We start from the raw sequence: 23055 nt of genomic DNA, 5'->3' as shown, positions 1-23055 counted from the left end.
ATGCTTGGAATTGACCTGGGCACCGCCAATACGCTGGTCTATCAGAAAGGGAAGGGCATCGTGCTTCGAGAGCCTTCCGTGGTGGCGGTTTCTGCCCAAAACCGCAAGGTGTTGGCGGTGGGCGCCGAGGCCAGCGAGATGCTAGGGCGCACTCCGGGCAATATCGTGCCGATTCGCCCCATGAGCGACGGTGTTATTGCCGACTATACCATCACCCAAGCCATGCTTCGCTACCTTTTTGATCGCGTGCTCGGAAAACGTTGGCTGCTCAACTTTCGCCCACGTGTGCTTATCTGCGTGCCCTCCCAAGTAACCAGCGTGGAGAAGCGAGCGGTTTTACAGGCGGCAGAAGAGGCCGGTGCCCGCGAAGCCTACCCCATAGAAGAGCCTATGGCGGCAGCCATAGGCGCCGGCCTGCCCATCTCCTCCCCGGGCGGCAATATGGTGGTGGACATCGGCGGTGGAACCACCGATGTGGCCGTTATCTCTCTCGGAAGCATCGTCCACAGCGAAAGCCTACGCATTGCCGGCAACCGCATGGATGAGGTGATTATGCGCTACATTCGTAACGTCTACAACCTCATGATCGGCGAGCGTACCGCAGAGGAGATCAAAATGCGGATCGGCTCGGCCTACCCACTTCAACAAGAGCTGAGCATGGAGGTACGAGGTCGCGACCTGGTGGCCGGGCTGCCGAAAACGATTCAGGTTACCTCCGAAGAGATTCGGGAGGCACTGGCCGAGCCGGTTAGCGCCATCGTAGAAAAGGTGAAACGTGTGCTGGAAAAAACACCACCAGAGCTTTCTGCCGACATCATCGAACGCGGCATCATGCTTACCGGAGGAGGTGCCCTGCTGCGTGGCCTCGACCAACTCATCTCCTCTGTTACCGGCCTACCTGTTCGCGTAGCAGAAGACCCTCTTACCTGCGTGGTGATCGGAACCGGAAGGGCTTTGGAAAACATGGCGGCTATCCGCCGCAGCGCCTGACACGTGAAGGAGACGGCCCCGCATGAACAGATTTTTGCTTCTCTTGCTACTCCTCGGTGCAACACCTGCTCTCTGTCTGCCGCCCGATGTGCGCCCCAACCACTGGGCTGCAGCCTATGTGCAACAAGCGTTGGAAAACCATCTGCTTTCGCTTGAATCGGACGGGCGCTTTCACGGGGAACAGAAGGTCACACGCATAGATGTGGCCATCGCGCTTGCTCGTTTGGCAAAAGCTCTTCAAGACAACACCTGGCACGCTGCCCCCAGTAAGCCGGTGCCGGAAAGCGTGGTGCAGACCCTAAAAGAACGCCGATGGCAGAACCGCCCCGTGACGCGCTACATATTGGCCTCGGTGCTTTGCCGCATCGGCAACTATGTGGCCAACGGTATTACTCGCGCTCCGGCAAATGCCAAAGATACCGCGAAGTCGGAGGCGCTCCCCACGAATGTGTCCATTGCCGTACCTCCCACAAATCCGGCCTACGCCTCGCTGCGCTATCTGGTGCAGCATCGCGAGATCGGCCCCGACTCGCCCCTGCTTCAGGCCGACCGTACCCCCATTACGGCGGCGCAGCTCGGTGTGGCCGTTGCCCAGATGGTTACCGGTCTCAACGATCAGCTCACCTCTCTAGGCCACGATGCCCAAGGCAACACGCCCGATGCCAGCTTCCACAAACCCAAAGGAGGGCACTGAGGCGTGCCCGATGCCGAGATGCCGCTGCGGTGTCACTGCCGCCATCATGAGATAACCTCCCTACGGTGCGCGCGCTGCGGTGTGCCGATATGCCCTCACTGTTCTGTGGTATACCCCGCCGGCATGCTCTGCAAACAGTGCGCAAAGCCAAGCCGAACCGCCCGCCTTCAACTGCAACCCCAGGAGCTCGCCCTGGCGTTTGTTGCCGGAACAACGGTTAGCTACGTGGCTGCATGGTTGCTTCTCCTTGCCGAAGGCCTGCTGATAAGCGTCCACCTCGGCTTTTTTGCCATTTTCATGGCCTTCTTTCACGGCATGTTGGTGGGAGAAACGGTGCGTCGCGTTACCCGCTATAAGCGCGGCGATCAGGTGGAGAAATTGGCTTGGTTGGCAGCAGCCTTAGGGCTTATCGGTATGGCGCTCTACCTATCCGGAGGCCATCTCGCAGGCTTGCTGAGCCTAATGCTCTGGCTGAGGATAGCCCTCAGCATTGTTGGAGCGCACAACCGTGTTCGTGCTTACTAGCCTAACTACAAAAGGAGAACGTCGTGAAACGCGTGGTCAGCATTAGTCTAGGCTCCTCACGACGCGACAAAAAGGTGATCGCTCGGTTCTTCGGGGAAGAGTTTTCTATCGAGCGCATAGGTACCGATGGTGATAAACAGCGTTTTCGTCGTCTCGTGCAGGAGCTAGACGGCACGGTGGATGCCTTCGGCGTAGGGGGCTGCGACATCTATCTCTACGCCGGCAATCGCCGTTACGTGTTTCGCGAGCCGCTCTCGCTGATGGCCGGCGCCAAAAAAACGCCTTTCGTGGACGGAAGCGGCCTTAAACATACCCTTGAACGAGAGACCATCGCTTGGCTCGACGAAAACAGGGTGGTGAATTTCTCCGAAAGCTCTGTGCTGCTGATGAGCGCGGTAGACCGCTTTGGAATGGCAGAGGCGCTGGCACAGCGTGCCCGCTCCATCGTGTTTGGCGATATTCTTTTTGGCCTTGGACTGCCTATCCCCATTCGCTCTTGGACAACCCTTCAACGCCTTGCACGCCTTATTCTGCCCATTGTGGTGCGCTGCCCCTTCCAGTGGTTCTACCCTACCGGTGAAAAACAGCACCAGAATACGCCCAAATTCCCTCGATTTTTTCAAGAGGCCGATATCATCGCAGGCGATTATCTCTATATCAGCAAGTACATGCCACAACAACTTGCCGGCAAAACCGTTATCACGAACACTACAACCCCCTCCGACGTAGAAGAACTAAAACGAAGAGGAGTGCATCGCCTGATCACAACCACCCCGGTGTTCGACGGACGCTCTTTCGGCACGAACGTTATGGAGGCCGTGCTCGTAACTTTACTACAGAAACGCCCTGAAGAGCTAACTCCGCAGGACTATCTGCAGAAACTGAAGGAGCTGGATTGGAAGCCGAACGTGCAGGTGCTTAACCCACAACCCGAGGCCTGCGCCCAAGCGATGTGATTATGGAACGTTTCGCCTTTGTTATTCACCCTATTGATGCCCGCCGCGATGTGGCGCGGAAATATCCCATCGCGCGCTTCCTGCCCGTGCGCCTTATAGAATGGTTCCTAACCCGTCAAAACCCCATGGTGGTCTGCGAGGTAAAAGGCGTGCGGTCGCTAACGGGGAAAGAGTTGGAAGGCTGGTTTATCGGATGCCCTCTCACGCCACATCAGATGATCACCCTCCCGTACGATCAGGTTCTCGAAAAGCTGGAGCAGTGCGGGCGTATTGCTCTCGAACTGGGGGCCGGCATTATGGGGCTTGGAGCTTTTACATCGGTTGTAGGAGACGGCGGCATAAGCCTCGCCAAACGGCTTCCAAATTTGGCCATCACCACGGGGAACTCTTACACGGTGGCAACGGCTATTGAAGGCGTTAAAGAGGGTGCCCGTCTCATGGGGCACCGCATAGATAACGCGGTGGTGGCCGTTGTGGGGGCCACCGGCTCCATCGGCTCCACTTGCGCCGAGATATTGGCCCGGGAAGCTCCGGAAGTCGCCCTCGTTGGGCGCGATCTTTCCCGTCTTGAACGGCTCGCCGAACGCCTTAAGTCCCAATCGCAGGCGAAGTTGCGCGTTTTCACCGATGTGGCCACAGGCCTGCGCGATGCCGACGTCATCATTACAGTTACCAGCGCTACAGATGCCATCATCTTGCCGGAACATCTCAAACGAGGCGCGGTGGTGTGCGATGTGTCGCGCCCGCGCGATGTCTCTGTACGTGTGGCCAAAGAACGACAAGATGTGCTGGTGATCGAAGGGGGAATTGTGCAGGTGCCCGGTGAGATGCGCTTACCCTATCCCAATAGGCCTCAGGAAGAGTTTAATTTCGGCTTTCCACCAAATACCGCCTACGCCTGTATGTCCGAAACCATGATGCTTGCGCTTGAGGGACGCTACGAAAGTTTCACCCTCGGCAAAGAGGTGAGCGTACAGCAGGTGGACGAGATCAGCAAACTTGCCGTGAAGCACGGTTTTTGTCTGGCCGGATTTCGCGCCTTTGAAGAGGCGGTTACTCCCGAGCAGATCGCGCGCATTCAAGCGGCAGCCGGCCTGCCTCCCGCAGCGGTCTCTCTCGCTACATCTCCAATGAAAACACATCAGACTCCCTAGCCTACCCTAACTGCCATGAAATACCTTACTCAACTTTTAGGAAAGCGCGTACTCGCTCCCGATAAAACCCCCATCGGCAGAGTGAGCGACCTGGTTGCCGAACTCGGAGGCCGTTTGCCGGTGGTGCGCGGCGTCCTTATTAAACGCAAGTCCGACGAGCTGTCCATTCCTTTCGCGGAGATCACCTTTAATGAAGACCCTGCCGGGCCTCAAGGAAGCGGTCGTATTTTAGGCGACGTCTTTCTCCGACGCCCCCTAGAAGCCATCCCTCTCTATCAACCCGACGAGTCGCAGGTGCTTTTCCTGCGCAGAGATGTGCTTGATCGGCAGATTGTGGATATTCACGACCGAAGGGTGGTGCGTGTTAGCGACGTGCGATTGGCGGTTTGTGGGACCGAGTACTGTGTGGTCGGCGTAGATGCCAGCTTTCGTGCTCTGCTGAGGCGCCTAGGCGTTATTAGCGTGCCTATCGAAGCGCTCTTTCGACTTCTCGGCCATCCGCTGCGCTCCAACCTTATCGCGTGGGACGACGTGCAGACTCTAGAGAGAAGCACGCAAGGGGGCACGATCCGCCTGAAGGTCTCTCACGATAAGATCGCACGCCTTCACCCCGCCGACATCGCCGACATTGTGGAGCAACTGACGCCGCAACAAGGCGCCGAGGTGATCGAGAGCCTCGACACCGAAACGGCCGCCGATGCCATCGCCGAGGCGGAGCCGGAAGTGCAGGTGCAGATTATGCAACAGCTTGACGATGAAAAGGCCACCGACATCCTCGAGGAGATGGAGCCGGATGAGGCCGCCGATGTTCTCGGCGATCTGCCCGAAGCGCGCAGCGATGAGCTGCTCGACCAGATGGAACCGGAAGAGGCTCGCGATGTTAAAGAGCTGCTTGCCTACGACGATGACACCGCCGGCGGCCTGATGACCACCGAGTATGTCGCCATACACTCTCACCTCACCTGTGAACAGACCATCCAGTATCTGCGCGAACTGGCTCCTAAAGCCGAAACCATCTACTACATCTATGTTGTGGACGCCGAAAACCGCCTTGTGGGCGTTCTCTCGCTCCGCGATCTCGTTATTGCCCCTCCAGAAACGCCCGTCTCCGAGATTATGGAGTCGAACGTCATCCGCGTGCACGTGGATGACCATGCCGATGAAGTCGCCCAGATTCTCGGACGTTACAACCTTCTCGCCGTTCCGGTTGTGGACGAAGAGGAGCGCCTTCTAGGCATTATCACGGTAGACGACACCCTTGAACGCCTCCTGCCGCCGGAGAAGCGGCCTCGCCTCCCCACCCCCGCCCTTACCGATTCCATGGAATCCGAGCCATAAATCGCCTAAGGACGGCAGCTTGCCTCCGGCGCAGCCCTGCCTCATTTTCGTCCTGTTTCTCTGTGCTCCCCATATTCCTACCGTTTTTTCTCATTTCCTCGAAAGAATTCAGCCGCTTTCTCCGATAATCTCTAGTGTTCGACCCATCGCTCCCTGCTTATATGTCCCTACTTTCGTTCTTTGGAGAAGGAGCTAGGCGAGCACCCAAAAATGCTTATTGGAGCACGCAGCAAGATGGAAATTGAGTGGGAGGAGCCGCATACGGCCATTCCGGAGGCGCGTTTAGGTAACGAAGCGACTCCATCGCCAAAACGTCTCGATATTTTATTGCCCGCCGACCAGACCACAGGGGCGGTAACGACACAAGCCGGTTACGTCTATCTTCATGCGATGATCGAGATGGTGATGCGCAAAAACCAGCCGCTCTCCCTGATATGCATCGCACCGGATGCCTCACCGACGATGGAGTTTCTGGGTGAAACCGGCAAAAACCTTATTGGGCAGGCTATTGTTCGCTGCATTCGCCAGGAGACGCGCGACTATGATCTCGTCTATACCCTGAGTCTGCCAACAATTACCGACACACCTGTGTTCGCGCTCGTCTGCCCGCTAATGAATGAAGAGGAGGCAACCGCTCTCGGAGAACGCTTGCGAAAGATTATGACCGCGCAAGCAGGCGCAGAAGACCATCCCTGGCTCTCTTTTAGCGTAGGCGTAGCCTCTATCTCGCTCGATGCACCCGATGCTGATAGCCTCACCGCCAGAGCCTGTGCAGCCCTGCAGAGGGCAAGGCGTCTGGGCGGCGGCCGCCTCTGGCGCCATTCCGATACGCTACGCGCTATCATTGAGAACGAAAGCCACTACAGCGAGGACTCCCAAAGCGAATAGAAGGCGAGACCATGCGACGCTCGAACGCTCAGCAGTATCTTATAGCGCCGGCTCTCGATGTTTCCGCCGAGCGAGACATTGCCTTACGCATAGATGAGGCCCAGGACCGACTAGAGGTAAACGTTCTGCTTGTAGAGCCGAACGACCAACTGCGTGAGGCTTTGGCCGTGCAGCTCGCCGCCGAAGGCTACCAGGTGATCTGCGCGGCAACAGCACACCGAGCGTTTGAGTTGCTGGCCGGCCAATCGTTCGACCTCTTTATAGGGAAAGAGGAAAAGCCACCTCGTTCACAGGAACTGATTCTCGAGTTCAAAAGACGGTGGCCCCATCTTCCCTTTATTTTGTTGATAGAACCGGCCCACCTGCACCTGGCCCAACAGGCTCTCCACAACGGGGCGGACGATCTATTCATTCTATCGCAACCTCTGGAGGAGCTAGGTGAGGTCGTCGAGCGAAACCTCACTCAAGAGGCGCTCGCTCGTCGTCGCACGAAGCGCTATCGGACGATGTTGCAGGCCTCCGGTGAAGCGGTACTCGATGCCATGCTCACCGCTTTGGCATTGCGGGACGTCGAAACGGAGGAGCACTCTCTGCGTGTTACCGCCTACACCATCGAGCTTGCAGAAAGAATGGCCGTTCCGAAAACGGAAATGTACCACATTGAGCGTGGGGCTTTGTTGCACGACATCGGCAAGATCGGCATTCCAGATCAGATTCTGCTAAAGCCAACGAAGCTGACCTCCGAGGAGCGCCTGAGAATGCAGACGCACTCCATCATCGGTTACAACATGTGTGCGCGTATCGAGAGCCTGCGGGGTGCCGCCCGCATCGTTCTCCATCACCACGAAGCTTGGGATGGCAACGGCTATCCTCACGGGCTGCGCGGTGAGGCGATTCCGCTTGGCTCCCGAATTTTTGCCATTGCCGATGCACTCGACGCCATGACAAGCAATCGGCCCTATCGTAGTGCCTGCTCCCTAGCAAGCGCTCTTGAGGAGATAGAGCGATGTAGCGGCTCCCAATTCGACCCCGACATCGTAAAGATCGCGCTCTCTGTGCCTTTAGTACGATGGGAGCAGTTGAGACATATTGCCAGTACTTAAACCGTTATTCAAACCATGCCCAAATAGGGCAGGAGGGATAGAGTAGGCACCAGGCCTATACCCCTACCTTCAATTCTCTAGTTTCCCTCTCCATGCTCTACCGTCAGAACGCGACTTAGCTCGTCCGGAGTGGTAATGCCCTCAACAACCCGCCGTAAGCCGGCCTCTCGCATGGTGATCATGCCTTCGAGTTTGGCCTGCCGCTGCAGGTCGCTACCGGGCCGCTGTTGAAGCGCCATTTGGCGCAATGTTTCGCTCATAGGCATTAGCTCGAACAGAGCCGTGCGCCCTCTCATGCCGCGCCCTCCACAACGTGGACAGCCTGCCCCCCGCGCCAGCACCGGTCGAAAGCCGTTGGGCAAACGAATCCCCAAAGAATCCAGTAGGCCGGGCGGAGGAGGAAACAGCTCTCGACAATGCGGGCAAACGGTGCGCACGAGCCTTTGGCCTATCACCCCAATAAGTGCCGAGCTGATAAGAAACGGCTCGATGCCCATGTTCTGAAGCCGAACGATGGCTCCGGGCGCGTCGTTCGTATGCAAGGTGGAAAGCACAAGATGGCCGGTGAGAGCGGCCTGAATGGCCGTCTCCGCCGTCTCTTTATCCCGTATCTCGCCCACCATAATCACATCGGGGTCTTGGCGCATCAAAGCGCGCAGCCCACTGGCAAAGGTGATACCGATTTGGGGCATCACCTGCATTTGGTTGACGCCGTTAAGATGGTACTCCACCGGGTCTTCAATGGTGCTGATGTTGCGCTCCGTTTGGTTAATGCGATTGAGAATAGAGTAGAGTGTCGTGGTCTTTCCTGAGCCGGTGGGGCCGGTGACCAGAAGAATGCCGTAGGCCTGGCGCGTCATCTTATCGAAAATGGCCCGCTGTTCCGGCAAAAGCCCTAGTTTGTCGGGGCTGGTGAGGATACCGGTCTTTTTTAGCAGACGCATCACCACCTTTTCGCCGTAGATAACAGGGATGGTGCTGATGCGTAGGTCATAAACTTCGCCGTTCTCTCCGTGCATCACAAACCTACCATCTTGAGGGCGCCGCCTCTCCGCGATGTTCATATGGGCCAAAATTTTAATGCGCGAGATCACGGCCGCGTAGTGCCCTCGTGGCAAGGTCATCTGGTCATAAAGCAATCCATCTTGGCGAAACCGCACCCGCACCGTGGTCTCCTGCGGCTCGATATGGATATCGCTTACGCCGCCCGCGATGGCGTCTTGAATAAGGCCGTTCACCAAGCGCACAATGGGGGCGTCCTCAGCCATCCCGAGCAGCTCGTCCGTGCTCAACTCCGCCTCGGGCGTCTGGCCATCCATCTCTTGCAGTACTGAGGCCGCCCTTGGGCGCTGCCGATAGACGCGTTCTATGGCCTCTAGGAGGTCCGATTCGAGGGCTAGGTAGGGGAGGATGCGTTGATTAAAGCGTCGCCGCAGCTCGTCTAGAGCGCTCACATCGAGGGGATCGGCCAGCGCCACACAGATGCCCTCCTGCTTTTTCTGAAAAGGGAGCGCTTTCATGCGTCTGGCCACTGCATCGGAAAGGGCATGGGCAACGCCTAGGTCTACATAGGTCTCACCTAAGTGGATAAAAGGAAAGCCCGTTATCGCTTTTAAACACGGGCCGAGATCGTTGGGCGAGATGAACCCAAGCGAAACAAGGGTTTCACCGAGGAACTTGCCGGTCTCTTGCTGCACCTGCAGGGCTTTTTGAAGCTGTTGGGTATTGATGAGGCCGGTTTCAACCAAAAGCTCTCCCAAACGCGCGCATCGCACCTCGATCGCGAGGTTTGCCATAGAGGGTCTCTCCTACAACACAATTCAACAATCTGCGGTTCTAGAAGAGTTATTCCCCAAAAGCAGCGGAAATTACCATGCAAGAAATACGGGTTCGACTCGTTTCGAGTCGAACCCTGAACCACACAAAGCGAAAAGTCCAGATGGTAAGGAGGAAAGTGCCGAGAACAGGGATCGAACCTGTGACACGCGGATTTTCAGTCCGCTGCTCTACCAACTGAGCTATCTCGGCTTACCTCTACCGAGCTTTTATTATAACGTTTCGAGCGTCCGCTTGTCAAGCTTACACTCCGTAGAGCCAGGGAACGCTCCGCCTGGTCTGCTTGAAGGGTGGGCACAAGCCTCCCCTGCGGGTACCTCCCTTTCCTGCGGCGGGCTGAAGCCCTTACCTGTAACGTAGGCATTGTCCAAACCGTAATTTGAAATGGTTGTGCCACAACATGGTTTTACGGTAAACTGTTGTTGTGGCACATATTTTCGCTTGCCTCTGTCTGCAAGCGGAAGAAGGTTCTAAATCCTTAATCCATCATGTTGGTTTTTGCTCCATGGGCAAAACCGACAAAGGAGGTCAAGAGTTCGTTATGAAGAAAACAGCCTTGTTCTCAACCTTGCTCGCTGCCCTTAGCGTCTCCGTAGCAGTTGCAGCCCCGCCGGCCAAAAAGGCTCCGGCGAAAAAGCCCGCCCCCAAAAAGCCGGCCATTGTGGATGTGTGGACTTGCCCCATCACGGGCGATAAGGTAGACCCGAAGATGCAGGCCGGCAAGCCGGTGGTTGTGGGCCATTATCGGGTTCACTTCTGCTGTGGCGGCTGCCCTGGCGCGTTCGCCAAGCTCAGCCCAAAGGAGCAGCTTGCCAAGGCGGAGGCCGCCTACAAGAAAGACCACGAATCGAAAACAAATAAGAGCTAGCACCAACCGGTTACATCTGGTAAAGAAGGGCGGAAGCGTTTTGCCTCCGCTCTTTTTCATGGGTCAGCTTTATGCCACGTTATATTCTCTTTTTTACCAAAGAGGAGCCTGTCCGCTGGCTAGGCCACCTCGACATCCTGCGCACATTCGAGAGGGCCATTCGGCGCTCGGGCCTGCCCATTGCGTTCTCCGGCGGTTTTAATCCGCGGGAACGGCTCTCGTTTGCCTCCGCCTTAGGCGTGGGCGTTACCGGAGCCGAGGAGCGGGTGGCCTTGGAGCTAACAGAGCTTATTCCACCGCAAGAGGTGCAAGAGCGGCTTAATGCCGTTCTTCCGCCCGGCATTCGGATTATTCGGTGCTTTCCCGTTTCGGAAGAGCAACAGGAGCGCAACCTTTTCGGCGAGCTAGACCGTGCCGATTACGAGGTGGTTTGCAGCACCCCGGAACCGATACCCCTCGAAACGATAGAGCGGGCAATTGCCCACCTACTCGCCCAACCCCAGGTGACGATCGCACGCGAGCGCGAGGGAAAGTCGCGCACCGTAGACATAAGGCCCTACCTTCATACGCTTCAGCTTAAGCCGGAGAGTTTTCGGAACAACCAGTTTGTGCTTATCATGCGCCTCGGCATGGGGGAGACGGGCAACGTGCGCCCCAACGAGGTGGTCGAGGCGCTTGGTCAGCAGGTGCCCGGCCTTAAAGCCCGTCGTATCCACCGCCTTCGTCTGCTTGCTCCAGATTCTTAGATGCTTTACATACACTCTGCTTCGCTACATCTCCCTCTGTCAAAAGCTGAACTTTAAGAAGGCAAAAAAAGTGTTGACGCAAATAAGACACTATGTTATAATAGGTTTGTAGCTTCTACCGTAGAAGCTACCTATTCTGTAAAACAAAGGAGATACATCCTCATGAACGCCTATTACCTAAACGGTAAGAAGTCACAGTTGCAGGGTGTTATGCTGCCCACCCCCCGTAGTCACCTTCTGGTTTAAGGGCACGATCGCAGCTTTGTTCATCCTGGTTTACCTCTCCGTCTCCCCTCATGCGCTAGCCCAATATCCACCTCCCGGCCCCTACCCGCCTGGATCGCCTTTTGGAGCATGGGTTGGTCCCTATTATCTCCCCGTAGGTGAGATCGACTCATCTATCATTCCGGCAAGCAATCCCACCCCTATGACGGATAAAGCCCCCTGGCCACCGCCTTATTCCTTCCCCTATAGAATAGACCCTCTTGGCATGGGCTATATCTTCTCGGCTTCCGGAAGCTACTTCTTTAGCACGGGCAGCTCAGGGCCTAATCTCAACGCCCAATACTCGACTAAAGGAATTCTCTACGGAATGTTTATTTGGGAAGACCCCATGACGGGGCTTCCGCTTCCGAACGCCCCTAAAGACCTATGGGTTTTAGAGGATTGTCACGCGGATTATAGTGCAGGGCCAAATGGCCAAGGCGATGTGAACGACGGATGGGGCGACGATTTGGTGACAAACGATACCGATACCGCTGTCAGCGGCTACCGGCAGGGGGAGCACCTGGTGCATCTTGATGGTTCAGCGGGCATAGCCAAGTTCGAAATCCCGCTTTCGGGGCAGATTCAAGCCTCCTGGTCTCCCAGCGTAACCCCTGTGGGGTGTGGTGGGTTCTTGAACTTCAATGTAAGGGTTCAGCCGGACACACGTGGGGTGTATGTAAGCACCAGCTTAGGGGCCACCTATCATCGTGAGCTTATTAACAACGTACCGACTCGGGTGCCCGATCTGCCCGAAAACGATGGCGACCCCTGCCCCAACAGCTTCAAGCTGGTTCAAAACACCGTGAAGCCGGACTGGACACCGTTTCCTGCCAGCCTCATAAAGCAAAACAGAGTTACTATCACTTACACGGCGTCGCCCGTGGGCGGCTGGGGTGCCAACAGCACATATGAATGGATTGAAACTCTGCTCAACATTAATCAGGATGGTTTTTTCAATGCAAGTCCGGATCACTTGCAAACCGCCGCGGACTTTCCACCTGGACAGCCTATACTTTTCTTTGAGGATGCCATCGGGCCAAAGGGCATTGAATATTTCGAACACGACGTTCAAAGCAACTCGATGAGCACGGTAACAACCCATGCATTCGTGCGCCTTACGGATTCGACGCCGGATTCCAACGGCGAACAGGCCAGCGCTACCGGCAACGTCTACGTGAATTTCCACTTCAAATACGGCGACAAAAGCGAATGGATACGAGACCCCAAAAAGACGGTATGCCATCCGATCACTCAGGATATTTTAGATGGGGAACCACTAGGTTGGCAGCCACAGGATATTAAAAATGATTGGAAGCTTATTAGCTTTTTCGACAACCGGCAATCCGACCAGGCACAAAAGCAGACATACAAAAATACTGTTGACCTGAAGCTCACAAACGGCGGCTCGATCAACTTTCAGTTAGGTCCGCTTGAGAAATTGGCATTACAAACAGCCATCAATCTCAATTTCAGTCAGGAGGAGGACTATACGCAAGAATCAACTGTAGAAGTTAATATCGATCCTCATACATATGTTGAAATCTGGGTTGGTCTGGTTTGGCATGAAGAGGGTGGCACCTGCCCCGTCTACGATGCGCATGGATATTCCGGAGAGGCAACCTGGTACGCCCAAATAGTAGATATTCCAGGCGTGGTTCTCAACATTCCTGTGGCAGGATACCACGTCCAAAAAGTCATGCATTTCCATTGAACTGCTTTTTTTCCTCGGCAGGCCTTAGGCCTGCCGAGGTTTCCACGAATTAAGGAGATAAACCATGAAAGCAAGGCGAAACCTGCTACACATAAAATCGTTTGCGGTTATAGCACTGTGCCTGCTCCTCGCCCTGAGGCTATTGGGCGGCCAAGCGCCCACACTACGCCAAACCAACACACCAAATAGCACAGCAGAACTCCTCAAACATTACAAGCCCGATTGGACAGGCACTATTATACTGCCCAATGGCAATAAAATCGGCCTGCCAGGCAAATTTTTTGGTGGGACATTTGATGATGTGGCCTGCCTTGGTTGCGTGCGTCTCTATCCCATGATGCAGGATAGGACCTTACGCAAAGCCTTCAAAATCCTCGAAGAGAAACATGCCTTCGATGCTGCCGAAAAGCTCTTTCAAAGCTACCTCCAAACCCATCCCAACTCGATCTATGCCTGGATAGGCCTCATGCAGTGCAGCCCAAAATACTGGGATGCCGAACTGCAAAAGCTGGAAGCCACCGATTTCGACCCGAAAAAAGACCCTACCTCCGCCTTCAAACTCGGAATGCTGCTGTGGTACAAATACATTATGCGGCCGGAACCACAGAATGTCAGTTACGAACAGTACGAGGCCGCTCGAAGAGCATGGATAGCAGACCCGGTTAAAAAACGCATAGAGTGGTTGTTGAAAGAGGCATGGGTCTACTCACATAATCCTTTTTATGGCATTGCCTACCTTGATGATAGCCCTCACTCCGGCATTCCCCGCATAAGCGATCAGGAATTGATTAAGGCGATGTTGAAGGAGACGGCAGGGCCGAAAGCGATGACGGTCTATCACCAGGCCGAAGCCAACCATTGGAACGGGCCTGTACCAGACCTGAAACTGATAGACCCTCAGAAACTGGGGTTGCTGCGCGGAGTAATAGCAACTCTCTACATAGACAGAATGTCTTATGGGGAGACCTACCTTAAAGATGCCAATGGGAAGGTACGTGTTGTCTACGACCACTACCCCTCGCCAGAAACCCGACGGCAAGGAGCCTATTTGATGAGGTGGCTTCATCTTATTGACCAGACGCTTAAGGCAGAATACGAAGACGTTGCCAACGCAGAGGCCAAAAAGTAGAAACGGTTCGTAAATTTAGGCATCTCTTTTGCTTTCAGGCCACATAAAGTCTATAAGGAGAGGCCTGCGCTCTAGGAGATTTTTTTCATTGGAGCAGGTAAACTTTAAATAGCAGTATGGCACGATGAGAGGAGACAAAAGCGATGGCTTCCGGCAGTTGTGGCCCGGCAGATAACACAGAGGATGCGGTGGGCTTGCCGACCCCAGAAAGCGCCCACCACACCCCCGAAGAAGAACAGCTTATCGCCAAAGCACGCCAAATTGCCGAAGAGGTTCTGTTGCCCAACGCGGAGAGAAGCGACCAGGCCGACGGCCCCAACCGAGAGAATTTTCGTGCCCTAGCCGAAGCCGGCCTCTTGGGGATTGCGTTGCCCAAAGAGTACGGTGGATCCAACGTCTCGGGCGAGACGCAGCGGGCCATCACCGAGATACTCGCCTCCGCCTGCGGCGTTACCACCTTCGTGCAGGCGCAACATCACGGCCCATCACGCATGATCGCCAATGGGCCGAACCCCGCCCTCAAAGAGCGCCTCGTGCCGGAGCTTGCCGCGGGACGGATGCTGTGCGGTGTCTCCTTTGCCCACCTACGTCGCCCCGGGCCTCCCGTGCTACGCGCGGAACCTGTGCCAGGCGGCTATCGCCTTTACGGTACCGCCCCATGGGTTACCGGATGGGGCCTCATGAACCAGGTCGTTTTCGGCGCCACTTTGCCGGACGAGCGCTTCGTCTACGTGTGGGTGCCGGCGAACCGAGAGGAGTTTCCGGAACTGTTCGAGGGGCTTACACCACCCGATGGGGATTGGGGCCGTTATCAGGCTTCTCCGCCGTTGCGCCTCTGCGCCATGAACGCCTCGGCAACGGTTACCCTCACCCTTGAAGGCCTCTTCGTGCCCGAAGCCCATCGCCTGCACTTTTCCGATAGAGAGACCCTGCGCTGCAACGACCGCAAGGGCGTTTTGGGCGGCACAGCGCTCCCCATAGGCTGCGCCGCGGGAGCCGTGCGCCTGCTCTGCAGCCTGGCGGAAAAACGCCCCCTACCGGCCATTCACCAATCCGCAGACCATTTCACCCAAGAGCTTGCCCGCACCCGTCGTGCCATTGCGGAGTGGAACGCACGCAACAACGAGCCGGATTTCTTTGAAAAAGCGGTTCGCCTGCGTGCCCATGCCATCCGCTTGGCCGTCCGCGCCGCCCATGCCGCCGTGGCGGCCAGCAGCGGAGCGGCCAACCTGCTTTCTAACCCGGCTCAGCGCCTCTTCCGCGAGGCGATGTTCTACACGGTGCAAGCACAAACGCAAGAGGTGATGGCCGCCACTCTGCAACTCCTGGAAGAGGAGACTTTGGAGGAGCTGCTGCCTCCTGCGGAAACGTCCTCCTAGGCGTTTCAAGAGGAAGCAGACGAAACTCTCACCGGTTTTTGAAGGATGAAGGATGCCTGTTCTGTCCGTCGCGCACAGGATATAACGCTTCGCTAAGACTGAAGCCGGAGCGCCCCCTCGCGCAACCGTGCGCTATGAAGTATTTCTTTCAGGTCTGCCCGCTTCCTTGGGAGCGCTCGCTTTGGCGCTGATAACCGCCCACCCCCAAACGGCAACTATGCCGACGTTGCCACATTATTCGGCGACAGGAGCTTCTGCAGCAGTTTCTCGATGTATGTGGTTGGAGCCTTGCACTGGAAGAGGACGTTGCACGCCTCAAGGCTCTCTTCTGTCATCCCGGAGTTCCACCACGAAACCGTTTGGTAGGGCGTGCTGGAGATGATGAATGAGTTTAGGATAACTGTCGGATCGCCCAACCGTTGCTCGAGTTCCTTAATGGTCTGATGGAAGCGGATCTTTGGGTCGTTCGGGCCTTCCAGATTTCGCAGCCCCTTGGGATCGATGAAGCTCACATATTGCTTGCCATTCACCAGGAGCCAGAGGATAAAGTCGGGATAGAAGTTACCCGCCTCGAAAAATCCGATGCCGCGTCCACGACTCAGGTTGCGGAGGAGGTAAAGCTCTTTTCCCTTGAGGAAGTCCTTGCCCTTACTCGATTCGCAGAACTTCTGAAGATCCAGAACAAAATCGCGTTCGCCCTCGTTCTCCAGCACCACGGGCTTGACCTCGATGAGATTGTCGCCAACGTAGATGAGCGGCTGGTAGAGATGACCAGCAAAAGCGATTGCCTTGAATGAGCCCTGTTCAAAAGCCAGCCTGGAGAACTCTGCTTCTTTGAGACTTCCGCTTTCGATCAACCCCTTGATCTCCTCCAGCTTCTGGAGGATGTCCGCGCGCGACCGCTCGATGAGCAACCGGTACTCGCTCACGAAGTTGGGATCGTGCTCGGACAGCTCCTGATACTCCAGATGCTTGCCCTCGAACTCCTGCTTCCTGAACTTGTAATAGCGGTCCAGATACTTCTTCAAAAGGGCGGTCGCAATCTCCTGCCAGCGCGACACCTGCTGTAACGAACGGAACTCCATCTCCTCACCAGGGATGTACAGCGTGTACCACTCCTTCCGCTTCAGGAGAGAGGCAACGCAGTCACGCGGAATAGTCAGGTTGTGCCAGGAGCGCTCGTTCTTGAACTGCTGAAGCTCAAAATAGATGGCGTCCAAGTCGAGGAACGCCAGATGCGATTCTTCGAAGGAACAGCGATCGCGTTCCGCCGCCTGCGTGCTTGCACTCCCAGCGCCGCTGGCCATGGCCTGTAGCTTCGGATACCAGTCGAGAACGACCGGGTGCTTTTTCAAAAACTCCGGTGGTTCGCCGTCGAGCACCGGCTTTTGACCATTTGTTTTGAAATTGACGCCCTCCTTGAGCCGCACGATCTTCAGCTTCTTGCTCCCAAGGTTCTTGATCACGGGGAGCACGAACTCGATCCGGTCCTCGTTCGCCGGCAGGCCTTCGTCCTCGAGGTACTCCTTGAACTGGCGCATGTAGTCCGCGCGGATGCCGAAGATGTTGAGCGTCTCTAGGGTCTCGATGTTCCTGGGTGCGCTTACACCCTCCAGCCTCCGACTGCGCTTGAGCGAGAAATCCTTGCCCTTGAGCCGGACGCCGCGACCGAAGAGCTGAATGATCTGCGGGCCTTCGTTCCGCCCGATATTCATCAGGCCCATGGTGCTGACCCGCCAGCTCGACCAGCCTTCGGTGAACTTCTTGGACCCGATCAGGATGTTGACCGTGGATGCCTCATCGTTGAGGGCGCGGAAGAGGGAACCGGAGAACGCCTTCTCCGTGACGATCAGCTCCCTCTGTCCCTCGCACAGCTTGCAGAGCGCCGAGGCGTCGCCCACGTTGATCACGCCGAAGGGCTCGTTGTCGCCCAGCCGAAGGGCGACCTCGCCGTCCGTGCCCTTGAGATTCTCCACGTGCAGCGCGGCTGTCGTGGACGCATTGAAGAGCACGCGCAGGATGTCGTCGAAGACCTGATCGGGCGTGAGACCAAGGGTGTTCAGATACTGAAACGCCCCGGCGAAGATGTCCCGCTTGCGCGCATCGAGTAAGCCGGAGCGTCCCCGGAGGAGCTGCTCAATGACTGAAACGCTGTCGCCACGCTCTCGAACGAAACTTGCCAGGAAGAGAAGGATGTCTACGACGTCGGAGACTTTGCGTTTGTTTTCGGATCGCACCGCATTCACACTGCCACCCACAAAGACCCAGAGCGGGCGTTCGATGAGAAACGGCCGGAACTCCTGCGCCCTGTCCCGATAGAGTTTGAGCTGCTGGTAAAACGAAAGTAGGCAGGCGGTGAGATACCGGTGGCGGATGGCTTCGTCTGAGTCCTCGGCCAGGTTCAGGATGCGATAGTCCTTGCCGTAGCCGTCGGCGTAAAAGTACTTGTACGAGTAGTCGAAGAGGATGCACCTGGCGTAGGTCTGCTCCAGTGTGCGGTTCCCACTCGCCTTCATCGCCTGTCCGAAAGTCGCGGAGTACTCGAACGAAAAGCCGTTCTCGCAGAGCTGGTTCCGCTTCTGCATCCAGGCGCCCGTTTCCGCGCCGCTGGTGCCGCGGTGGCCTTCGTCCACCAGGACCAGGTTGTTCCCCTCGAAGGCGTCCACGGCCACGGTCTTCTCGCCCATCTCGTCGCGAAGCTTGTGGATGTCGAGGATCTCCACGGCGCGGCCGGTAAAGAGGCCCCGACCCTCCTTCGAGAAGAGCTCGGCCTCGATCCCCGAAAGCTGGAACTCCTCCAGATGCTGGTGCGAGAGCCCTTCGTTGGGGGTGAGCAGGATGATCCGGTTGAGCTCACGCTCACGGTTATGAGCTTGCAGGTAGTGCTGGTACTGGAGGATGTTGATGTGCATGAGCAGCGTCTTGCCGCTTCCGGTCGCCATCCAGAAGGCCAGCTTGTTGAGGTCCTGCCCGGTGTACGGTCCGATATGGCTTGCTTCCGGCGCGGAGGCGTTGAAGGTCGCCACGTGGGCGTTGAGGTTGGCAAGCAACCCCTCCGCGTCGCGGAAGTACCGGTCGAGGTAGATCTCGGTGAAGAGCAGCGCCAGGTACTGGAAGTACTTCGGGTAGAGGAACGGTCCTCCGTGGTTCCGCCGCTCGGTGATCTGCTTCCAATGGCGCACGATGTTCTGGTCGTAGGCCAGCAAGTCGGACGGGGAGACCTGGCGACTTGGCGACCCGGTGATCTGGCCCTCCCTGTCTCCACCTCGCCCTGTCCCACCGTCTCCCCATCTCTCTGTCCCCCAGTCTCGCAGTCTCAAAACGTGATAGAAGCGGCTGGCGTTGTTTTCGTCGAAGCCCTCCAGCTCCGGGGCCTTCAGGTTGGCGGCCAGGCGCTCGAAGCTCGACATACCGAAGAGGCCCAGCAGCCACTGATGAAGCACCAATCGCTGCTCGAATTTGAGAGCGGGAGACTGGGAGACTTGGCGACCAGATGATGCGCTCCTTCGGCTCATCAGCGTTCGCCTCCTGATCGTCGATCCAATGTCCACTTTCCAGGTTGACGAATCATGGTGACGATCTGTCCGATGATGTGTTCGTAGGTCTCATCCAACTCCGTTGCCGTCTCCTGATCGATGTATCCGCAACGCTGTGCTAACTCGATCCATGTTTGGACTTCCGTTGCTTCTGCCTCTGCGTCGTTAAGCTTTGCTGTAAAGGCTGCCTCGTATCGCCGCCTTCGCCACGCCTCCGCGAGATTTGCCGCGACGGAACGCGAGCTGCGCCGCATCTGATCCACCATGCTGTACTTTTCCTCGACCGGAAACGACTTTGTCATCTCGAAAATCTTCATCGCTGCATCCATAGCGTTATTCCAAACCGTTAACTCCTTGTGTGAGGCTATCTTCGCCATGTCGCCTGGTCTCCAGGTCTCCTTGTCACAAATCAGCCACGTCAAACATCAGCCGCTGGAATTCCTCCTCAATGAGCCGGACCTTCCAGGTCTGGTCCGGGCGGCGGAGGTTTTCCAAATTGTTGTCGCCGTTCACGTAGATGACGTCGTACTCCTGATCCTTCGTGTTGTAGCCCTGTCTCTTGAACCACGCATCCAGCTTATCGTTGTCCAGCTCCTTCGTATTGCGCCAGAGGATGAGCACGCGCTCGCCCTGCGGGTTCGTGCCCGTAACCACGCGCACGCCGCCGATCTGGTCGATGGTCTTCACCCGCAGGCCGATCAGGTAGTTGAAGGTCTCGACGAGGTCCACCACCGTGGGCTTGGTCTCGCCGGCGGTGCCGGTGGCGATGTCAAGCTTGTAGCTGAAGGGGTCCTCGAAGCGCTCGATGTTCAGGAGCGAGGCGCTGCCGCGGCTTTCCACGTCCAGCATGTAACGGAGCATGTAGTCCTCGCGGAAGGCGGGGTGGTCTTCGAGAAGCCGCTGCTGGACCTCGGTGCGCCTGAGCTCCAGGTTGTTGAGCGTGTCCTCGTAGGACTCGAGGCGGATGTACTTGAACATGTGGCTGATGCCCTCGCGGGAGACGGGCTTGCCATCCTTCCAGTCCTTGGAATAGACAACCTTCTTGATGCGGGGCACCAGCACCGAATCGAAGTACTCGCCCATCTCGACCAGGATGTACTTCCGCTTGCCGCCGTCCTCGCGGTTCAGGTTGATGACCGCGTGCGCTGTCGTGCCCGAACCGGCGAAGAAGTCGAGGATAAGGGCATTGTTCTCGCCGCTGGCGCCAATGGTTATGACACGACCAAGAAGGCGGCTGGGCTTCGGGGTACCAAATACTTCGTCCGATTCCGAGAGCATCCCTTTGAGTTCTTGCTTGCCCTCCTGGTTGTGCCCGACTTCGTTGTAGCTCCAGATGGTGAGTGGCGTGATACCTTGTTTTGTCTCCGAGAGAAACCGTTTCAAGCGGGGAACGCCATTCCCATCGGGACCAAACCAGATCCGGTTATCAGCGATGAGTTCTTGTATTTTTTCTTTAGATGTAAACCAACACCTTCCGGGTGGGGGATTCACCACCCTTCCCGATGGTGTTGTGATGGGGAAATCGTACTCAGGAGAATAGGTCTTGACAGATAAATTGTCGGACATCCAAGGACCTCGTGGGTCATTATCGGGATTCTGGTAGCGTTTGTCCTGTGCCTCGGTTCTTGGAAGGAGCCCAGGGCGCCATGCTTCTTTACTTTTTGCAAAGAGAAGCAGAAAATCGTGGTTGTCCGAAAGCCACTTGGCATCGTTTTGAGGCGCATACTTTTTTTGCCAGATGATGTTGTTGACAAAGTTTTCGTCTCCGAAAATCGCCCCCATTACTTTGCGGAGAACATCCTGCTCCCCATCGTCAATGCTCACAAAAATTGCCCCATCCTCCCGCATCCACTCCCGTCCGAACGCCAGGCGGTCATACGTCATGGAAAGCCAGGAGGAATGCTGGTAATCGTCCCTATAGACAAACTCATCGCTTCCAGTGTTATACGGTGGATCGATATACACACACTTCACCTGCCCCTTGTACCGGTCCATGAGCAGGTTCAGCGCCTGGAAGTTCTCGCTGTGGATGAGCAGGCCGTCGCACTGCTCGTCGAGGTCGTCGAAGGAGGCCAGTAGCCGCCGCTTGAAGTCCTCAGTGAAGTGGCGGGTATCGAGCACGAGGTAGGGGTTGGCCTTGAGGAAGGCGATCACCTTCTCCCTTGTGGGGAATGTATCCCCCTGCTGTGCCCCCCTCTCCCCTGTGGGGAGAGGGTTGGGGTGAGGGGCCTCCTCCAGCACCCGCAAAATCTCCTCCAACACGGCGCTGGTGTTATTCAACACATCGTTATTCCAGAATCGTAATACACGGAATCCGCGTTCTTCAAAAAAGCGAGTTTTGGCGATATCCTTTTCCTGCTGAAACAACCCGGCATGCTGTCCGCCATCTACTTCTACAATCAAGCGGCCTTCGATACAGGCAAAGTCGGCGATATAGTTGCCGACAGGATGTTGACGACGGAACTTATAGCCACCCAAACGCCGGTCGCGGAGGAAATACCAGAGGCGTTGCTCTGCGTCGGTGGGTGCATGCCGCATTTCACGAGCAAATTCCTGGAGCAGAGCGTTGCGTTCTTCCTTCGTACAGGATTTGGGGCGGAGGTACCCCTCACCCTGACCCTCTCCCCAGAGGGGAGAGGGGATTGGGTTGCGCCACGGGTAATCGGGTAGCTCATCAATGGCGAACAGCCGCACCCACTCTTCCCGCTGGGCGTCGTTGGCGGCGATCTCGGCGTACAGTTCCTCCGGTACGCGGTCGAGCGTGACGCAGTACTGCGTCTCCACCACGAACTTCTTCTTGAGCCAGAGCTTCTTCTGGAAGTCCTCCAGCTGAGCCAGGAAGTCGATGATCTTGTGAGCGATCCGGCGGATAGCCTTGATCTTGGCCAGGTACTGCTCCACGCGCGGAGCCGTTTCGCTCTCGATGTCGTCGAGATGCATCACCTCGTTCTTGATGTAGAAGTCCAGCTCTCGGCGCAGGAAGCCGCCCAGGTCCTTGTGGATGAAGTAGTCGAAGGTATTACGGGCGGTGTAGTCCGTCAGGTGCTTCTCCAGCAGCGTGCGGTTGGGGTTCTTGTCCGTGGGGCGCTTGTCGAACAGGGCAGACCAGAAGACCTGGAGACTCGGTGAACTACCTATCAAGGAGCGGATTCGCTCCACGGCGACGGCGTTCAGCTCCGCCTGTGTGCGCTTTTCGGGGTCGGGGGCGTAGCGGAAGGTGAACACCAAATCGCCGTCCACCTCGTCCCATATCTCGCCCCGTTCCCCTGTCTCCTTTTCCCCTTGTCCCCCTGTCTCCCTGCCGCCTCGTCCCAAAATAAACCGGCGTTCCTTACCGTCTTGGGGGCGGTTGTTGTCCTTCTCCGTGTCGGCCTCGACCAGTTTGAAGTGGACGCGCTTGCCGGAGGGGAGTTTGAAGGTGTAGTTGCAAAAGTACTCGCTCGTCTTGATGTAGTACTGGTCGTGGTTGGCCCAGTAGAGCTTGACCTCCTCGCCTTCATAGGGGATGGCGTAGATGCCCTCTTTGTAGCGGCGCTGGGAGATGAAGTCGCCCTCGCTGTAGTAGCGGCGGAAGAAGTTGTACAGGTGGGAGAAGACCTCACTTTCTGCCGCCTCGATGTCGAAGGTGGTGTTGTAGCGGGCCTGCAGTTCCTTGACCTTCGGGGCTTGAATGGGGTCGTCAAACCCGAGGGCTTTTGCTTGTTCCTTTGCCTTCTCCAGTTCCTCCTTGAGGGTGGCACGGCTCTCGCTTTCGTAGGCGCCCAGGGCCTGGTGGACTTGCGGCAGCAGGTCGTTTTTAAGAAAGCGGGTAATCTCCTCCCGCTTGGCGTTCATGATGCGGTAGATGCCAAAGTCCAGATCGGCCTGATCGAGTTGGAAGAGTTCGGCTAACAGGGACTTGAATTTTTCTAGGTTCTCTGACATAGGCTTCTCCG

17 protein-coding genes and 1 tRNA gene are annotated in these 23055 nt (G+C 56.6%); 13 read left to right on the top strand and 5 right to left on the bottom strand.

From position 1 onward, the window contains the following. The 8 genes from VKV29_RS04030 (at position 1) to VKV29_RS03995 (ending at position 7648) form a co-directional block, all read left to right on the top strand. The gene (locus tag VKV29_RS04030; RefSeq protein WP_324200034.1) at positions 1-990 is read left to right on the top strand and encodes a rod shape-determining protein; all 990 of its coding nucleotides are present in this window, start codon (positions 1-3) and stop codon (positions 988-990) included. Positions 991-1012: 22 nt separating this feature from the next. After that, complete coding sequence (locus VKV29_RS04025) at positions 1013-1684, top strand: S-layer homology domain-containing protein (protein ID WP_324200016.1); 672 nt, start codon at positions 1013-1015, stop codon at positions 1682-1684. Positions 1685-1687: 3 nt separating this feature from the next. After that, on the top strand, positions 1688-2209 hold the full coding sequence (locus VKV29_RS04020; RefSeq protein WP_324200015.1) for a hypothetical protein: 522 nt from the start codon (positions 1688-1690) through the stop codon (positions 2207-2209). A gap of 23 nt (positions 2210-2232) precedes the next feature. Beyond that, complete coding sequence (locus VKV29_RS04015) at positions 2233-3165, top strand: quinate 5-dehydrogenase (protein WP_324200014.1); 933 nt, start codon at positions 2233-2235, stop codon at positions 3163-3165. A 2-nt stretch (positions 3166-3167) separates the two neighbouring features. After that, positions 3168-4319, top strand: coding sequence for a shikimate dehydrogenase (locus VKV29_RS04010; protein ID WP_324200013.1), 1152 nt, complete (start codon positions 3168-3170; stop codon positions 4317-4319). Positions 4320-4334: 15 nt separating this feature from the next. Further along, a complete protein-coding gene (locus VKV29_RS04005; protein WP_324200012.1) occupies positions 4335-5657 on the top strand; it encodes a magnesium transporter in 1323 nt (440 codons plus the stop codon). A 234-nt stretch (positions 5658-5891) separates the two neighbouring features. After that, positions 5892-6545 carry a hypothetical protein gene (locus VKV29_RS04000; protein ID WP_324200011.1) on the top strand — a complete coding sequence of 218 codons (654 nt, stop codon included), beginning with the start codon at positions 5892-5894 and terminating at the stop codon, positions 6543-6545. 11 nt (positions 6546-6556) lie between these two features. Beyond that, the gene (locus tag VKV29_RS03995; protein ID WP_324200010.1) at positions 6557-7648 is read left to right on the top strand and encodes an HD-GYP domain-containing protein; all 1092 of its coding nucleotides are present in this window, start codon (positions 6557-6559) and stop codon (positions 7646-7648) included. 77 nt (positions 7649-7725) lie between these two features. On the opposite strand, the gene VKV29_RS03990 is transcribed toward VKV29_RS03995, so the two are convergent. Continuing rightward, complete coding sequence (locus VKV29_RS03990) at positions 7726-9444, bottom strand: GspE/PulE family protein (RefSeq protein WP_324200009.1); 1719 nt, start codon at positions 9442-9444, stop codon at positions 7726-7728. 159 nt (positions 9445-9603) lie between these two features. Beyond that, positions 9604-9676: transfer RNA gene (locus VKV29_RS03985), tRNA-Phe, on the bottom strand. Between the two features lie 349 nt (positions 9677-10025). On the opposite strand from VKV29_RS03985, the gene VKV29_RS03980 reads away from it, so the two are divergent. The 5 genes from VKV29_RS03980 to VKV29_RS03960 all read left to right on the top strand — a co-directional run bounded on the left by VKV29_RS03980 (position 10026) and on the right by VKV29_RS03960 (position 15584). Then, positions 10026-10352, top strand: coding sequence for a hypothetical protein (locus VKV29_RS03980; protein WP_324200008.1), 327 nt, complete (start codon positions 10026-10028; stop codon positions 10350-10352). A gap of 71 nt (positions 10353-10423) precedes the next feature. Beyond that, the gene (locus VKV29_RS03975) at positions 10424-11098 is read left to right on the top strand and encodes a TIGR03936 family radical SAM-associated protein (RefSeq protein WP_324200007.1); all 675 of its coding nucleotides are present in this window, start codon (positions 10424-10426) and stop codon (positions 11096-11098) included. A 427-nt stretch (positions 11099-11525) separates the two neighbouring features. Then, on the top strand, positions 11526-13076 hold the full coding sequence (locus tag VKV29_RS03970; RefSeq protein ID WP_324200006.1) for a hypothetical protein: 1551 nt from the start codon (positions 11526-11528) through the stop codon (positions 13074-13076). 64 nt (positions 13077-13140) lie between these two features. Continuing rightward, entirely contained in the window at positions 13141-14205 is a 1065-nt protein-coding gene (locus VKV29_RS03965; protein WP_324200005.1) for a hypothetical protein, read from the top strand. A 143-nt stretch (positions 14206-14348) separates the two neighbouring features. Further along, positions 14349-15584: an acyl-CoA dehydrogenase family protein gene (locus VKV29_RS03960; RefSeq protein WP_324200004.1), complete on the top strand. Its 1236-nt coding sequence runs from the start codon at positions 14349-14351 to the stop codon at positions 15582-15584. 215 nt (positions 15585-15799) lie between these two features. Here the strand turns inward: VKV29_RS03960 and VKV29_RS03955 are convergent, their stop codons facing one another. From VKV29_RS03955 to VKV29_RS03945, 3 genes are read right to left on the bottom strand one after another with little or no spacing between them, the layout of a single operon-like run. After that, on the bottom strand, positions 15800-19099 hold the full coding sequence (locus VKV29_RS03955) for a DEAD/DEAH box helicase family protein (RefSeq protein ID WP_324200003.1): 3300 nt from the start codon (positions 19097-19099) through the stop codon (positions 15800-15802). Further along, the gene (locus VKV29_RS03950; RefSeq protein WP_324200002.1) at positions 19099-19497 is read right to left on the bottom strand and encodes a four helix bundle protein; all 399 of its coding nucleotides are present in this window, start codon (positions 19495-19497) and stop codon (positions 19099-19101) included. The genes VKV29_RS03955 and VKV29_RS03950 overlap by 1 nt, the downstream gene beginning before the upstream one ends. A 25-nt stretch (positions 19498-19522) precedes the next feature. Further along, entirely contained in the window at positions 19523-23044 is a 3522-nt protein-coding gene (locus tag VKV29_RS03945; protein WP_324200001.1) for a DUF559 domain-containing protein, read from the bottom strand. Positions 23045-23055 lie beyond the last annotated feature (11 nt).

Source organism: Chthonomonas sp. (assembly GCF_035294165.1).
Lineage (GTDB): Bacteria > Armatimonadota > Chthonomonadetes > Chthonomonadales > Chthonomonadaceae > Chthonomonas.
Note: the sequence above shows the minus strand (reverse complement) of the source record. Positions and strands in the feature narration are given on the sequence as shown.